Here is a 14,009-nt window from a genome sequence, read left to right as displayed (position 1 = left end):
CGTGCCACTTGCTCAGTCGGCATCGAGAACGGCCGGCTCGATCACGCCAGCGCGTTCGGTGATCACCCTGTATTGCTCGGGCCGCCGGTGGGCGGCGAAGTTGAACATCTTGTCCTTGCCCTGACGGCAGAGATCGAGATCGATGTCGGCGACGATAACCTCGTCGGCCAGCGTCTGCGCCTGCGCGACGATGCGCCCATTGGGATCGACGATGCAGGAGCCGCCGATCAGGCCGGAGCCATCCTCCTCGCCCGCTTTCGCCACCGAGATCGCCCAGGTCGCGTTCATGTAGGCATTGGCTTGCGTCACCAGCGTCGAATGGAAGGTGCGCAAGGCTCCGTCCTCCGTCGTACCGCCATTGGGATCGTAGGCCGCCGAATTGTAACCGATGCAGACGAGCTCGACGCCTTGCAGGCCGAGCACGCGCCAGGATTCCGGCCAGCGTCGATCGTTGCAGATCATCATGCCCATGATGGCGTGGGCCCACGCCGACCCGGCACGGAAGGCGGGGAAGCCGAGGTCGCCATATTCAAAATAGCGCTTCTCGAGCTGCTGGTAGCGCGCGCCCTCGCGAGGCTCGACCGAGCCCGGCAAATGCACCTTGCGATAGCGGCCGAGAATCTCGCCGTCGCGATCGACCAGGATAGAGCAATTGTAGCGCCGACCGTCCGGCGTCAGCTCGGCATAGCCGACATAGAAGCCGACGCGGAGCATACGTGCGCGGTCGAACAGCTTTGCCACCGCCGCGTTCGGCATGCTGCGCTCGAAATACCGGTCGAGCGCCTCGCCTTCGAGCAGCCAGCGCGGAAAGAAGGTCGTGAAGGCAAGCTCCGGAAACACCACGAGGCTGGCGCCACGGCCGGCGGCCTCCTCCAGAAGCGCGAGCATTCGCGCCAGCGTGTGCTCGCGAGGATCTGCTTTTTGCGTCGGCCCCATTTGGGCTGCGGCGGCGCGAAGGACACGAACCAAGATTGCCTCCAATCTATGCGCAGTGCTGCCTCAATGGGCGAGTGAACCCTTTGATGCGATGCGCAAATCCGCTGCCATTACGAGTGAGCGGGGCTGCAAAATCAATTCGCTCTGCTATGATCTTTTGGCCCTGAGTATAACCGGCAGTGATATGAACCTGCGTCAGCTCGAGATTCTCCGTGCCGTCATCCGCCACCGCACCACGGTTGCGGCGGCGGACGAACTGGCGCTGTCGCAGCCCGCGGTCAGCAATGCGCTGAAAACGATGGAAGCGCAGGCGGGCTTCGCGCTGTTCGAGCGCGTCAACAACCGGCTGTTTCCGACCGCCGAAGCGATGGCGCTCTACAAGGAGAGCGAGGCGATCTTCGCGCTGCACGCCAAGCTCGAAAACCGTGTGCGCGATCTGCGCGAGAACCGCTCCGGGCATCTCGCCATCGTCGCGACGCCGCCGCTCGCCTACAGCATCATTCCCTCGGCAATGTCCGGGTTCCTGCGCCGCCGCCCGGAGACGCGCATGTTCTTCGACGTGCGCCGCTACGAGGGCATCATCGAGGGCGTGCTCAGCCGTGTCGCCGAACTCGGCTTCGCGCTCGGGCTGACGCATCATCCCGGCATCGCGCACGAGGTGGTCCACACCGGCGAGATGGTCTGCGTGCTGCCGCCGCAGCACCCGCTCGCCGACAGGCCGGTGATCTCGGCTGCGGACCTCTCCGGCCTGCCCTTCATCGGCCTCGAGCGCGGCACGCGGCTGGGCGAAGCCGTGCGCGACAGCTTTGCCCGCGCCGGCGCGCCGTTCCAGCCGAGCGTGGAGGTGCGCTATTGCAACACGGCCTGCGTGCTCGCGGCCGCGGGCGTCGGCGCTGCGGTGGTCGATCCCTTTTCGCCGCGGCAGAACGGCGGCAGCGGCCTCGTCGTCCGTCCGTTCACTCCGACGACGCAGGCGGTCGCCTATATGCTATGGTCGGAAGCCGAACCGCTGTCGCGTCTGGCGAAGGCCTTTCTCAACGAGGTCCGCAAGGAGAGCGCACTGCTGGAGCGCACAGCGCCTCACCAGCAACATGGGACAGAAAGCAACTGAGCTTGCGATCACACGCGCAACGTTTCAGCCTGGGGGCATATGGCACGCATCACGATCATCGAGACCGGGCAGGTACCGCCGAAATATCGCGAGCACCACGGTTCGTTTCCGGACATGTTCGAACGCATGATCCGTGCCGAGGATTCGACGGCGACGGTCGAGGTCGTCAGCATTCCGAACGGCGATGCGCTTCCCGATCCGAGCAAGCTCGAGGCCGTCTTGATCACCGGCGCTGCGGCCGGCGTCTATGACGAGCTCGACTGGATCGCGCCGCTGGAAGATTTCGTGCGCACGGCTTACGCCAACAAGACACCGATGGTCGGCGTCTGCTTCGGCCATCAGCTGATCGCGCAGGCGCTGGGCGGCACCGTGCGCAAATCCGAGAAGGGCTGGGGCATCGGGCGGCACGTCTATCAGGTGCTGCCGGAAAACGGCGTCATCGATGGCGAAGCGGTCGCGATCGCCGCCTCACATCAGGATCAGGTGATCGAGCCGCCAAACGACGCGCTGACGATCCTCTCGTCCGACTTCACCCCGCATGCTGGCCTGCTCTATGCCAACGGCACGACGCTGACAGTGCAGCCGCATCCGGAATTCGATGTAGCGTTCGCGGAAGTTTGCTGCGAACTGCGCGAAGGGAAAGCGCCGGATGATGTCGTCGCGACGGCGCGGGCGTCGCTGGCGGAGCCGATGGACAGCGCGAAGCTCGGTGGGGCGATTACTAGGTTTCTGGCACGCAAAGCGATCTCCTCAGCTTGAGGAGCGCGCTCTCGCGCGCGTCTCGAAGGATGGAGGCCCCTGCTGCACCAGCGGGGCCTGCATGGTTCGAGACGCCGCTTCGCGGCTCCTCACCATGAGGATTGAGAGTTGCCTGCGCGGCTCAGAACGGATCCGTCCCCAGCCCCGGCACATCGGCCGGCCGCGGTCCCGGCGCCGCCCAGTGAAACCGGCGATCCTTCTCTGCAATCACGATGTCGTTGATCGAAGCCTCGCGCCGCTTCATCAGGCCGTGCTCGTCGAACTCCCACTGCTCGTTGCCGTAGGAGCGATACCACTGGCCGCTTGCATCGTGCCATTCGTACTGGAAGCGCACCGCGATGCGGTTGCCGTCGAAGGCCCAGAGATCCTTGATCAGGCGGTAGTCCTGCTCCTTCTCCCATTTGCGGGTGAGAAAGGCGACGATGGCTTCGCGGCCCTGAAAAACTTCCGAACGATTGCGCCAGCGGCTGTCCTCGGTATAGGCGAGCGATACGCGCACGGGATCGCGTGAATTCCAGGCGTCCTCGGCCATGCGGGCCTTTTGCGCGGCGGTCTCGCGGGTGAAGGGTGGAAGCGGCGGGCGCGACATGATGGCCTCATCGGTTGATCGGGGGCCGAGAATTTATCGCCGCGTTTGGCGGAGTCGATAGGCCATCACAAATCAGGCGATCACTTATCGGGCGATCAGGAAATCAAATCGGCTTTCATCAGCGTGCGGATCGACTTCGGGATCGGCTGGGCGCGGCCACCGCTGATGAAGGCGACGCGGACCTCGGCTTTCACCAACACGTCGTTGCCGCGTCGCACCTCCTGCGCCAGCATGATGGAGGCGCCCTTCACCGCGATCGGCCAGGTCACGACATCGAGCACGTCGTCCATCCGCGCGGGCTTCAAAAAGTCCAGATGCATCGAGCGCACCACGAAGGCGAAACCGGCGCCTTCCGTCTCGGTCTGCTCGAACAGCGCCTGCTGCTCGGCGCCCATCAGCCTGAGGTGATTGGTGCGTCCGCGCTCCATGTAGCGCAGATAATTGGCGTGATAGACGATGCCGGAAAAATCCGTGTCCTCGTAGTAGACACGGACCTGCATGTGGTGGCGGCCGTCGCGGATCTCGCCGTCGAGATGGGCAGTCACGTCGCGAGCCTCTTCGCTTGTCGCTGTCGGCCCCGTTTTGCGCAAAAACCGAGGTCCGCGCAAGCGTGTCAGGACACGACCGGCGCAGTCCGCCCCAGCGTCACCTCGACGATCTCCGGCGGCACGCCGACACGAACGGGCATGATGCTGCAACCGAGGCCGCCGGAGATGATGACGTCGCATTTCAGCCTGAGATGACCATAGGCAAGCCGGATGCCCTGCTGCTTTGGAACGGCCGGCGACCAGCCGAGCAGGCGGACCTGACCGCCATGGGTGTGGCCGGACAGTTGCAGCGCGACGCGCGCGGGCACGCGCGGCGCGATGTTGGGCTCATGCGCGAGCAGGATGATGGGCGCATCGTCCGTGACCTTGGCGAGCGTCGCATTGAGATCATCGGCACCGAAGCGCACCATGCTCCGGAAACGTCGCGCCGGCAGGAAGGCGAGCTGATCGCCGAGGCCGGCGAGCCAGAACGAGCGGCCGTCCTTGGTGAGGCGCACGACATCGTTCTCGTAGACGGGGATGCCGGCCGCCTCCAGTGCACGATGCGCGACGGTCGCCCCCTGCCCGGCCCGCTGCACCGTCCCGTCGTCCCAATAATCGTGGTTGCCCATGACGGCATGGACGCCGAGCGGCGCCTTGAGGCCCGCCAGCACTCTCGCCCATTCGCTCGACGGGATGATGCGCGTGACCTGATGCAGGCCGGCCACGTAGTCGCCGAGCAGCACGATGAGGTCGGGCTTCAGCGCGTTGGTGCGATCGACGATGGCCGCGATCCGGTCCAGCGGCATCCAGGGATCGCAGGCATGGATGTCGGCGACGACGGCGATCTTCAGCGGAAGATCCGCCGGCCACTGCCGCGGCGTCGGATGATAGCGGGTAACGCGGAGCCGCAGCATCGGCTCGACACCGACGCCATAGGCCGCGGTCGAGACGCCGAGAGCGGACAGGCCGCCGATGGAACGGATGAGATGACGGCGCGTGATCATGGAAGCTCGATGGTGATGCGGCGTCTTGATGATATCTGATTGGAGCGGAATTGGGGTGCGTTCGTGCAGATCGTCTGCACGAGATTACCGGAAGTTCATCAAAGCCGGAACGGCGGACGCTTCAGCAGGTCACTCGTCGCCGTCATCCGTGCCGAACAGGCCGAACTGCGCCGCCGCATCGCGCGAGGGTTCGGCGATGCCGAGATGGCGGAAGGCGTGCGAGGTCAGCAGCCGGCCGCGCGGCGTGCGCTGCAGATAGCCGCACTGGATCAGATAGGGCTCGATGATGTCCTCGATGGCATCGCGCGGCTCCGACAAGGCCGCGGCCATGGTCTCGACGCCGACGGGGCCGCCGCCATAGTTGAGAGCGATGGTCGAGAGATAGCGCCGATCCATGGCGTCGAGCCCTGCGGCATCGACCTCGAGCGCGCTGAGCGCGTGATCGGCGATCTTGCGATCGATCTTATCGGCATCGGCCGCGGAGGCGAAATCGCGCACGCGACGCAGGAGGCGGCCGGCGATGCGCGGCGTGCCGCGGGCGCGGCGCGCGATCTCGTTGGCGCCGTCGGCGCTCATGCCGACATTGAGCACGCGCGCGCCGCGACTGACGATGCTCTCCAGCTCCTCGATCGTGTAGAAATTGAGCCGGACCGGAATGCCGAAGCGGTCGCGCAAGGGATTGGTGAGCAGGCCGGCGCGCGTGGTGGCGCCGACGAGGGTGAATTTCGACAGCTCGATCTTCACCGAGCGCGCCGCGGGGCCCTCGCCGATGATGAGGTCGAGCTGGAAATCCTCCATCGCGGGATAGAGCACCTCTTCCACCGCCGGGCTGAGGCGATGGATCTCGTCGATGAAGAGCACATCACGCTCTTCGAGATTGGTCAGGAGCGCGGCGAGGTCGCCGGCCTTGGCAATCACCGGGCCGGACGTCGCGCGGAAACCGACGCCGAGCTCCTTGGCCACGATCTGCGCCAGCGTGGTCTTGCCGAGACCGGGGGGACCTACGAACAGCACATGATCAAGCGCCTCGCCGCGCTTGCGCGCCGCCTCGATGAAGATCGACAGGTTCTTGCGCGCCTGCTGCTGGCCGACGAAGTCCGACAGCGATTGCGGACGCAGCGCGGTGTCGCCGACATCGTCGCTGCGGCGTTCGGGCGAGACCATGCGGCTGGCCTTGGGATCGCTCACTTCGCCAGTTCCTTCAGACCAAGCCGAATGAGCTGCGCCGTCCCGGCGCCGTCACCCGCGCTGCGCGAGGCCGATGCGATCGCCGCGGCGGCCTGCGGCTGCCCGTAGCCGAGATTGACCAGCGCGGAGATCGCATCCGCCACCGGGCGCGGCGCGCGCTGATCGTCGACGGCGCCGGCAAGATGCACGACGTGCGGATCGATATTGGCGAAGGCCGGCGCCTTGTCCTTCAATTCGGTGACGATGCGCTCGGCGACCTTGGGGCCAACGCCGGGCGTGCGCGACACAGCGGCCTTGTCGCGCAGCGCAATGGCATTGGCGAGATCGGCCGGCGATAGCGTGCCCAGCACCGCGAGCGCGACCTTAGCGCCCACGCCCTGCACGGTCTGGAGCAGGCGAAACCATTCGCGCTCCTGGTCGGTGCGAAAGCCGAACAGCTTTATTTGATCCTCACGGACGTAAGTCTCGATCGACAGCACGGCAGCTTCGCCGGGCGACGGCAGATGCTGCAACGTGCGCGACGAGCAGTGCACCTGGTAGCCGACGCCGCCGACGTCGAGGATGACGAAGTCCTCGCCGTAGGAATCGATCAGGCCCTTGAGCTTGCCGATCACAGCCAGACCTCAGTCGCGACAGACACTTCTCCATCGTCATGGCCGGGCTTGACCCGGCCATCCACGCCTTCGATACCGACAAGAAAGAACGTGGATGCCTGGGACAAGCCCGGGCATGACGGCGAGGACGCGTGACGATCACTCATATCCCCACCACCTTCAGCCTGAGCGCCGCGCTCTGGCGGTGATGGGCGTGGGTGATGGCGATGGCGAGCGCGTCGGCAGCGTCCGCGGACGGCGGCTCGGCTTTCGGCAGCAAAATCTTCAGCATCATCGCGATCTGGGCCTTCTCGGCGTGGCCGGCGCCGACCACCGTCTTCTTCACCTGGTTGGGCGCGTATTCGGCGACAGAGATGCCGAACATTGCGGGCGCCAGCATGGCGACGCCGCGGGCCTGGCCCAGCTTCAGCGTCGCGACGCCGTCCTTGTTCACGAAGGTCTGCTCGACCGCGGCTTCCATCGGCTGGTGATCGGATAGAACGGCCGCCAGCCCTTCATGGATCGCGAGCAGCCGACCCGACAGCGGCAGATTGTCCGGCGGTTCCACCGAGCCGCAGGCGACGTAGATCAGGCGATTGCCCTCGGCCTCGATCACGCCCCAGCCGGTGCGGCGCAGGCCGGGGTCGATGCCGATGATGCGAACGGGGCCACGAATCGGGAGCTCGGTCATGGGCCAGTGATAGCGGCTGGCCGGACCGAGGGAAACAGAAACAGAACGGAAGTAAACAGGGGAAGTGGGGCAGGAGCTGCCACCACAGGGCATGCCGTCATACCCCGCGAAAGCGGGGTATCCAGTACGCCGCGGCTGGTCCGGATCTCGCAGGTGTCTCCGGAATACTGGGTCGCCCGGTCAAGCCAGGCGACGACAGTGGAATTCGGAGCTGGCTATCAGCCACTCATCTTCGCCATCAGCGCGTCCGACACCTCGAAATTGGCGTAGACGTTCTGGACGTCGTCGTGCTCGTTGAGCAGGTCCATCAGCTTGAGCAGCTTCTCGCCGGTTTCGTCGTCGACCGTAACAGTGTTCTGCGGCTTCCAGATCAGCGCGGCCTTGCGCGGCTCGCCGAACTTGGCTTCCAGCGCCTTGGCGACGTCGCGATAGCTTTCAGTCGAGGCGTAGATCTCGTGGCCGCCCTCGCCGGAAACCACGTCATCTGCGCCGGCCTCGATCGCGGCGTCCAGCACCGCGTCGTCGGAGGCGACGCTGCGGTCGTATTCGATGATGCCGGTGCGGTCGAACATGAAGGACACCGAGCCGGTCTCGCCGAGATTGCCGCCGGACTTGGTGAAGAAGGAGCGGATGTCGGAGGCGGCGCGGTTGCGGTTGTCTGTGAGCGCCTCGACGATGACGGCGACGCCGCCGGGGCCGTAACCCTCGTAGCGGATCTCGTCATAGTTCTCGCCCTCGCTGCCGATCGCCTTCTTGATGGCACGCTCGATATTGTCCTTCGGCATGTTCTCCTGGCGCGCCGCGATCACGGCGGCACGCAGGCGCGGGTTCATGGCGGGGTCGGGCGTACCCAATTTGGCGGCGACGGTGATTTCCCGCGCCAGCTTGCCGAAGATCTTCGACTTCTGGGCATCCTGCCGCCCCTTGCGGTGCATGATGTTCTTGAATTGGGAATGTCCGGCCATGCGTGGTCTCTTAAGGAATCGTCAGCCAAGGGTGAGCGTGGGAAGCGCGGCCTTATAGGCTGCCAACCCACCGGAATCAAAGGGCTCTGGTTGTCTCAAGGTAGCACTGTAGAGGTAGCCGCCGTAATGGTTCGTGCCTAAAGATCGGGCATCGTTAACCCTGATTTCATTCCGGCCTGCAAAAATAGCCTCCGCCCGTTCCCCGACAAGAGAGACGTGATGGCGTTCGGACTATTTCGGAGGCGTCTGCCTGACATCGCTGCGCCCGTGGCAGCTCCGCAGGCCGCGCAGACGGCGGCCCATTCCGAGCCCGCCCCGGCCAGCGAGGGCGATTCCGCCAGGGAAATCCTGGAACTGCTGGAACTCGAGCTCGGCGCCATGATTCGCCAGCTCGAGCGCGCCGCCAATTCCGTGGCCGGCGGCGCCGAGGCGACCGCCGCGACGCTCGCCGCCATTCGCGCCCGCACCGACGCCCTGACCGGCCGCACCAATGCGGCGCAGTCGACCGCCTCCACCTTCGCCCATGCCGCCGACAAGTTCACCCAGTCCGCGCAGGGCATCGGCGCGCAGGTCCGCGAAGCCGGCATCCTCGCCGACGAGGCCAGCGCCGCGGCGCAGGAAGCCCGCGCCAACGTCGATCGCTTGCGCGAATCCTCCGCCGCCATCGGCAATGTCGTCAATCTGATCGCGCAGATCGCGCGGCAGACCACGCTGCTCGCGCTCAACTCGACGATCGAGGCCGCGCGCGCCGGCGACGCCGGCAGGGGTTTTGCGGTCGTCGCCACCGAGGTCAAGGCGCTCGCAGTGCAGACGCAAGGCGCCACGGAAGAGATCACCCGGAAGATCGACGCGCTGCAGCGCGACGCCGCCGGCTCTGCGGATGCCGTGCATCGCATTTCGCAGGCGATCGAGGCGATCCGCCCGGTGTTCGACACCGTCAACGGCGCGGTCGCCGAGCAGACTGCCACCACGAGCGAAGTCTCCGGCAACGCCGCCAGCGCCTCGGAGTTCATCATCTCGGTCGGCGAGAGCGCGGCCGAGATCGATGCCGCGACCAAGGCAGCCGAGACCCATGGCGAGAGCGTCGCCAGTGCCGGCAAGGCCGTCACCACATTTGCTCGGAAGCTGAAATCGCGCTGCGCCGTGCTGCTGCGTCAGAGCGAGCACGACGACCGCCGCAAGAGCGAGCGGCTGCCCTGTCACCTCAAGTTCGAGACCACGCGTGGCGTGATGCCGGTCTATGAGATCGCGATGGAAGGCGTACTCATCGGCGGCCCGGACGCAGGCGGGCTTGCACCGCAAGCGATGATCGAAGGCAGCCTCGAAGACATCGGCGCCTGCCGCCTGCGCGTGGTCGCACAATCCAGCGCCGGCGCCCGCGCGCAATTCGTCGGTCCCAACGCCGCGCTCAACGAGAAGATCGAGGATAAGCTCTGGTCGATCCATGAGGAGAATACGGAGTTCGTCACCCGTGCCATGGAGGCGGGCAATGCGCTGACGAAAATATTCGAGCAGGCGGTTGCGCGCGGCGAGGTCAAGATGGAGGACCTCTTCGACACCGACTATGTGGAGATCGCCGGCACCAATCCGCAGCAATACCGCACGAAATATCTCGACTGGGCCGACCGCGCGCTGCCGCCGTTTCAGGACGCCTTCCTCGCCAAGGACCCGCGCATGGCGTTCTGCGCCATGGTCGACCGCAACGGCTTCCTGCCGGTGCACAACAAGATCTATTCGCATCCGCAGCGGCCGGGCGACATCGCCTGGAACACCGCCAACAGCCGCAACCGGCGCATCTTCAACGATCCGGCGGGGTTGGCTGCGGCGCACAACCAGCGCTCGTACCTGGTCCAGAGCTACGCCCGCGACATGGGCAACGGGAGCACGGTCATGATGCGCGAGATCGACGTGCCGATCCGCGTCAAGGGACGGCACTGGGGCGGATTCCGCACGGCTTACAAGCTGTAGTGCCCGCTCTCCTGCACCGGTCTACTTCAACACAGTTGCTCCTGGGCAGGCACTGGGGCGCCTTCCGGATGGGTTTCCGGCAGGGCTGACGGGCGCTCCTGCGGCCCATGAATCAAAAACCTGAAAAACAACCCCATGCACAGTAGCCGGGGTGTGCGAAATCAATGGCTTATGCAGGCAAGCCGTGGCGCGCTTTGACTTGTCGGGCAAAACAGGGGCATAATGCTATTATTCCGAAGTTGCCACCTCGGGCGTCTCGATAGTGTCCCAAGCGGCATCTCATCGAAGGTGCGCCCCCGATACTGCCCTGCCAGTACGGTTCTTGCGAACGCCGCCCCATTGTTTGAAAAAAATGCCGCGCCGCTTCGCGACACGCGCTCTCGATCTCACGGACCCACTCCTCCGCCATTGGTCGGGAACGTGGTCCACTTTCACCTCGAACGATTGCCCATTGGATGCCCGTCACAAATCTCGGCGATATCGCTGGTCTCGAATGCGGCGTTGATGCGTTCCGCAATCGCTTGGCGGTTCGTTCGAGATGATCTGATAGATCGCTTCGCAATCTTTTCGGACATCCGCATGCAACAAAAAGGCCGGGCAAACCTGCCCGGCCCATCATGCTGGAAAAAGCGTCGAGAAGAGGGTCAGTATTTGGCCGCGACCGGAGGATAGCCGTAGCCGCCGAAGCGGTAGTTAAACCGCACAGTGACCATATCCACGTCCTGGCTAATCCGATCGTTGAGTACGGCCGCAAGGCGCGGATCGGCGACGGAGAAGGAGTTATTGGCGTGTCCCATCCACAGATGGTCGTATTCAAGACCGACCGACCAGTTCGGTGCGAAACCATACTCCCAGCCGACACCCAGGGTGCCGCCCCAGCGCGTGTTATCTGCCGAGACCAGCCCGATCCCGGTGGTGTTGTCGAAGATTGTAAAGCGGTTTCTGGTCACGGCCGCGCCGCCCTTCACGTAGAACAGTGAGGCGTTCCATGCCCAACCGAGTTGGCCCGTGAAGAGGCCGATGGCATCGGTCTTCACCGTGGTTGAAAGCGTCGGGTTGAACAGGCTGACACGGGTGTTGCTGAGGTCGGCCCAATCGCCCTGTGCCTCCAATCCGAACACAAACTGATTGGTCTGCCAGCGATATCCGATCTGCCCGCCGACAACCCCTCCGGAACGGTCACGGCAACCGCTTGCGACTGTTCCTGCGAGCGTGACGAAATCCACGCAATTGTGGCTTTGGCCCCACCCGCCGTTGGCGCCGATGTAGAAACCGGTCCAATCATAGATCGGCGCGACCGGGGGCGGCGCCTTGACGTAAGGTTTAGCAGCCAGATCAGCCGCCGACGCGGGCGCGGCCATGCCCACGGCCAGCAAGGCCACGGTGCTCAGCAAAAACTTCTTCATTGTCATTGCTCCATCCCGTCGTTTCGGTCTGAAACGACCGCGAGTTACTTGTTGCGGCATTCCGACCTGAACGTAGCTGATTTGATGAGCATGCGATGTATCGGGGCGGCAACACTCGAAGTTTCGATTTTGGCCAGCGCGCGGTTTACGGGAGGTACGATTATGCACCTTCCAGTTGTGGCAGAAGTGCTGACCAATCGGATACACTGAGCCCTTCTGTTTTCAGTATGATTGTTGGCAAACGCAGAGACCGACAGGCTTGTTGTCGGCACTCAAGATGAGCGAGCCTAAAGCGCGATGGGATCAGGATGAATCACCATCGCGCTTCAGGTTATTGTTTGAGCATGATCTTTTCGGAAAACCGCTGCACGCTTTTCCGGATCATGCTTTAGGGCCTTCGGTGCCCAGATTTGGCTCGCACCGGCACTGTTGTCGAAGTCGGCCTTCGCACAACAGGCATTACAGTGCTGTTCGATGGCGCCACAAGACCAACTGTCCTGCACCGAAATCATATAGCTCCTTTCTCGGAGTAGACTTCCGGTCTGCGCTCCACTTCGGACATGTCCCTGCTGCGCCCAAACGGTCGCGATGGGCACAGATCCGGAGTTCCGAAACGGCTTTGCCATGGGCTGGCGAACGCTTCGGCTTCGCCAAACCCTGGGGGATGTCGGCCTTGCACAAAAGCAGACATCGCCGCTGCTGCCGTATAATGGGCGGAGCACACGCGGCTATTTAAGCCTGAGCATCGAACTACTTTGCTTCAGTCCTCGTTCTCCTGAAACTGCGCACGGCGCCGATCTACGACGTTGCTCATATCGTGGATTACAAAGATCGCGAGCGCCGCCATGCGCCGCCTCTGTTCTTGGCTAAGCGTACCGTAGAGTGGCTGCCACGCCTCGGCGAGCTTATCCAAATCGGCTGAACGTTGAGCCAATGCTTGCGAGCGTTGTTGCAAAAAGGCGATGGGGTCACGATTGCGCATGAGTTCGACACGGATTTCGTTGGCCGCTCTACCCACTGTTTCCTGGATTTTTGCAATACGGGCTCTCCGATCCTCCGCATTGGCACGAATGGCGCTCTCTACGGGCGGCCAAAGCTTTTCCTGGTCAGGTGTCAACTGCAACGCGGCCTTCACCAGATCAACCCTCATATCCGTAAGTGTATTCTGGTCGGTTGCATTTAACCGTTCCGGTATCGCAGGAGAGGAGGTTTGCGAGGATTGTGCGTTGGCAATCGAGGAGGCAGCAAGGAAGAGCGCGGTTGTTCCGATCACTACTGTCTTCAACATGGCAATCTCCCAGGTAGGTTACGCCCCCAGGCTCCGTCGCAGAAATGATCACGCACTGCGAGGTCGCTTTGAGCTATATCAAAGGATCGAGCAGGTTTGACGGCGACCGCCGCTGTTCAGCGAGCGCAACCGTCCAACTTCCAGCTCTTTGCTTTCAACTTGCTGGAAGTGCCTCAAGGGGGCCCAAGGGGAGAGGGCACAGCAATGGGCCGCCCGACTTTCCCAATCGCACGATTTTCGTCATCGCATGATTTTGCGCATTCGCACGACGATCTGCGGCGTTAGACCACGCAAAGCGACGAAAATGCATCGAAATATGACGTTTATCATATCAAATAGCCTGGAATAGGCGCAGCGGTCGCCGCACAAATTCGTGAATGTCATGGTCTGCCGCTTCGACCGCCCAAATATGCATTGCTGCGAATTTGGAAGCTTCATCGCGTCGCATCGATATGATTAGGGTCACGCGCAAATCGCCGACGCCGTAAGCGCTCGTCGAGCAAGGGGATGCACATGGCAACAACACTCTCTATCAACGGCGAAACGAAATCGTTCGACGCGCCACCCGACATGCCGCTGCTGTGGGTGCTGCGCGACATCCTCGGCATGACCGGCACCAAGTTCGGCTGCGGCATCGCGCAATGCGGCGCCTGCACGGTGCATATCGACGGCAAGGCGGTGCGCTCCTGCGTGTTGCCGGTGAGCGCGGTCGAGAACCGCAATGTGACCACCATCGAGCATGTCGGCAGCACGCCGGCGGGCGCGAAGGTGCAGAAGGCCTGGCTCGAGGCCGAAGTGATCCAGTGCGGTTACTGCCAGTCAGGCCAGATCATGGCGGCCGCGGCGCTGCTGGCGGCAACGCCGAATCCTGACGATTCCGATATCGACGCCGCGATGGCCGGCAACATCTGCCGCTGCGGCACCTATGTGCGCATCCGCGAGGCCATCAAGCAGGCCGCCAACGGCCGCCAGTCCTGAGGT

The 14,009-nt window shown here is 63.8% G+C and carries 15 protein-coding genes; 4 read left to right on the top strand and 11 right to left on the bottom strand.

Going from position 1 to position 14,009, the window contains the following annotated elements; translation table 11 throughout:
• Positions 1-12: 12 nt before the first annotated feature.
• On the bottom strand, positions 13-969 hold the full coding sequence (locus tag P6U28_RS36655) for an N-carbamoyl-D-amino-acid hydrolase (RefSeq protein ID WP_129144405.1): 957 nt from the start codon (positions 967-969) through the stop codon (positions 13-15).
• A gap of 151 nt (positions 970-1,120) precedes the next feature.
• Here P6U28_RS36655 and P6U28_RS36650 point away from each other — a divergent pair, with 151 nt between their 5' ends.
• Together P6U28_RS36650 and P6U28_RS36645 are read left to right on the top strand one after the other, a co-directional pair.
• Positions 1,121-2,047 (top strand): LysR family transcriptional regulator, encoded by a 927-nt coding sequence (locus P6U28_RS36650; RefSeq protein ID WP_407120743.1) that lies wholly within the window; start codon positions 1,121-1,123, stop codon positions 2,045-2,047.
• Positions 2,048-2,086: 39 nt separating this feature from the next.
• Entirely contained in the window at positions 2,087-2,806 is a 720-nt protein-coding gene (locus P6U28_RS36645) for a type 1 glutamine amidotransferase (RefSeq protein ID WP_407120742.1), read from the top strand.
• Positions 2,807-2,927: 121 nt separating this feature from the next.
• Here P6U28_RS36645 and P6U28_RS36640 read toward each other — a convergent pair whose 3' ends face one another.
• The 7 genes from P6U28_RS36640 to P6U28_RS36610 form a co-directional block, all read right to left on the bottom strand.
• A complete protein-coding gene (locus P6U28_RS36640) occupies positions 2,928-3,395 on the bottom strand; it encodes a nuclear transport factor 2 family protein (protein ID WP_122405674.1) in 468 nt (155 codons plus the stop codon).
• 95 nt (positions 3,396-3,490) lie between these two features.
• On the bottom strand, positions 3,491-3,940 hold the full coding sequence (gene ybgC / locus P6U28_RS36635; RefSeq protein ID WP_027577544.1) for a tol-pal system-associated acyl-CoA thioesterase: 450 nt from the start codon (positions 3,938-3,940) through the stop codon (positions 3,491-3,493).
• A gap of 68 nt (positions 3,941-4,008) precedes the next feature.
• Positions 4,009-4,929 (bottom strand): metallophosphoesterase, encoded by a 921-nt coding sequence (locus P6U28_RS36630; protein ID WP_122405675.1) that lies wholly within the window; start codon positions 4,927-4,929, stop codon positions 4,009-4,011.
• A gap of 129 nt (positions 4,930-5,058) precedes the next feature.
• Positions 5,059-6,117, bottom strand: coding sequence for a Holliday junction branch migration DNA helicase RuvB (gene ruvB / locus P6U28_RS36625; RefSeq protein WP_407120740.1), 1,059 nt, complete (start codon positions 6,115-6,117; stop codon positions 5,059-5,061).
• A complete protein-coding gene (gene ruvA / locus P6U28_RS36620; protein ID WP_407120739.1) occupies positions 6,114-6,731 on the bottom strand; it encodes a Holliday junction branch migration protein RuvA in 618 nt (205 codons plus the stop codon). The genes ruvB and ruvA overlap by 4 nt, the downstream gene beginning before the upstream one ends.
• Positions 6,732-6,873: 142 nt before the next feature.
• Positions 6,874-7,401, bottom strand: a complete 528-nt coding sequence (gene ruvC / locus P6U28_RS36615) for a crossover junction endodeoxyribonuclease RuvC (protein ID WP_407120738.1) — start codon at positions 7,399-7,401, stop codon at positions 6,874-6,876.
• 218 nt (positions 7,402-7,619) lie between these two features.
• On the bottom strand, positions 7,620-8,366 hold the full coding sequence (locus P6U28_RS36610; RefSeq protein ID WP_407120737.1) for a YebC/PmpR family DNA-binding transcriptional regulator: 747 nt from the start codon (positions 8,364-8,366) through the stop codon (positions 7,620-7,622).
• Between the two features lie 219 nt (positions 8,367-8,585).
• Here P6U28_RS36610 and P6U28_RS36605 point away from each other — a divergent pair, with 219 nt between their 5' ends.
• Complete coding sequence (locus tag P6U28_RS36605) at positions 8,586-10,334, top strand: methyl-accepting chemotaxis protein (protein ID WP_407120736.1); 1,749 nt, start codon at positions 8,586-8,588, stop codon at positions 10,332-10,334.
• A 169-nt stretch (positions 10,335-10,503) separates the two neighbouring features.
• Here the strand turns inward: P6U28_RS36605 and P6U28_RS36600 are convergent, their stop codons facing one another.
• The 3 genes from P6U28_RS36600 to P6U28_RS36590 form a co-directional block, all read right to left on the bottom strand.
• Positions 10,504-10,743, bottom strand: a complete 240-nt coding sequence (locus P6U28_RS36600) for a hypothetical protein (RefSeq protein WP_376707284.1) — start codon at positions 10,741-10,743, stop codon at positions 10,504-10,506.
• A 235-nt stretch (positions 10,744-10,978) separates the two neighbouring features.
• Positions 10,979-11,740 (bottom strand): outer membrane protein, encoded by a 762-nt coding sequence (locus tag P6U28_RS36595; RefSeq protein ID WP_122405683.1) that lies wholly within the window; start codon positions 11,738-11,740, stop codon positions 10,979-10,981.
• A 760-nt stretch (positions 11,741-12,500) separates the two neighbouring features.
• Entirely contained in the window at positions 12,501-13,028 is a 528-nt protein-coding gene (locus P6U28_RS36590; RefSeq protein ID WP_407120735.1) for a Spy/CpxP family protein refolding chaperone, read from the bottom strand.
• 513 nt (positions 13,029-13,541) lie between these two features.
• Between P6U28_RS36590 and P6U28_RS36585 the strand changes: the two genes are divergently transcribed.
• Positions 13,542-14,006 (top strand): (2Fe-2S)-binding protein, encoded by a 465-nt coding sequence (locus P6U28_RS36585; RefSeq protein WP_174221612.1) that lies wholly within the window; start codon positions 13,542-13,544, stop codon positions 14,004-14,006.
• The last annotated feature ends 3 nt before the right edge of the window (positions 14,007-14,009 follow it).

It is taken from the genome of Bradyrhizobium sp. STM 3561 (assembly GCF_045571455.1).
In the GTDB taxonomy this organism is placed as follows: domain Bacteria; phylum Pseudomonadota; class Alphaproteobacteria; order Rhizobiales; family Xanthobacteraceae; genus Bradyrhizobium; species Bradyrhizobium vignae.
This window is presented reverse-complemented; position numbering and strand designations above follow the sequence as displayed.

Bases quoted from the DNA above. Each gene is read 5' to 3' on its own strand.
- ruvC (WP_407120738.1), bottom strand. From the start codon at position 7,401: ATGACCGAGCTCCCGATTCGTGGCCCCGTTCGCATCATCGGCATCGAC.
- P6U28_RS36585 (WP_174221612.1), top strand. From the start codon at position 13,542: ATGGCAACAACACTCTCTATCAACGGCGAAACGAAATCGTTCGACGCG.
- P6U28_RS36610 (WP_407120737.1), bottom strand. From the start codon at position 8,366: ATGGCCGGACATTCCCAATTCAAGAACATCATGCACCGCAAGGGGCGG.
- P6U28_RS36600 (WP_376707284.1), bottom strand. From the start codon at position 10,743: ATGGCGGAGGAGTGGGTCCGTGAGATCGAGAGCGCGTGTCGCGAAGCG.
- P6U28_RS36640 (WP_122405674.1), bottom strand. From the start codon at position 3,395: ATGTCGCGCCCGCCGCTTCCACCCTTCACCCGCGAGACCGCCGCGCAA.
- P6U28_RS36630 (WP_122405675.1), bottom strand. From the start codon at position 4,929: ATGATCACGCGCCGTCATCTCATCCGTTCCATCGGCGGCCTGTCCGCT.
- P6U28_RS36650 (WP_407120743.1), top strand. From the start codon at position 1,121: ATGAACCTGCGTCAGCTCGAGATTCTCCGTGCCGTCATCCGCCACCGC.
- P6U28_RS36645 (WP_407120742.1), top strand. From the start codon at position 2,087: ATGGCACGCATCACGATCATCGAGACCGGGCAGGTACCGCCGAAATAT.
- P6U28_RS36590 (WP_407120735.1), bottom strand. From the start codon at position 13,028: ATGTTGAAGACAGTAGTGATCGGAACAACCGCGCTCTTCCTTGCTGCC.
- P6U28_RS36605 (WP_407120736.1), top strand. From the start codon at position 8,586: ATGGCGTTCGGACTATTTCGGAGGCGTCTGCCTGACATCGCTGCGCCC.
- P6U28_RS36595 (WP_122405683.1), bottom strand. From the start codon at position 11,740: ATGAAGAAGTTTTTGCTGAGCACCGTGGCCTTGCTGGCCGTGGGCATG.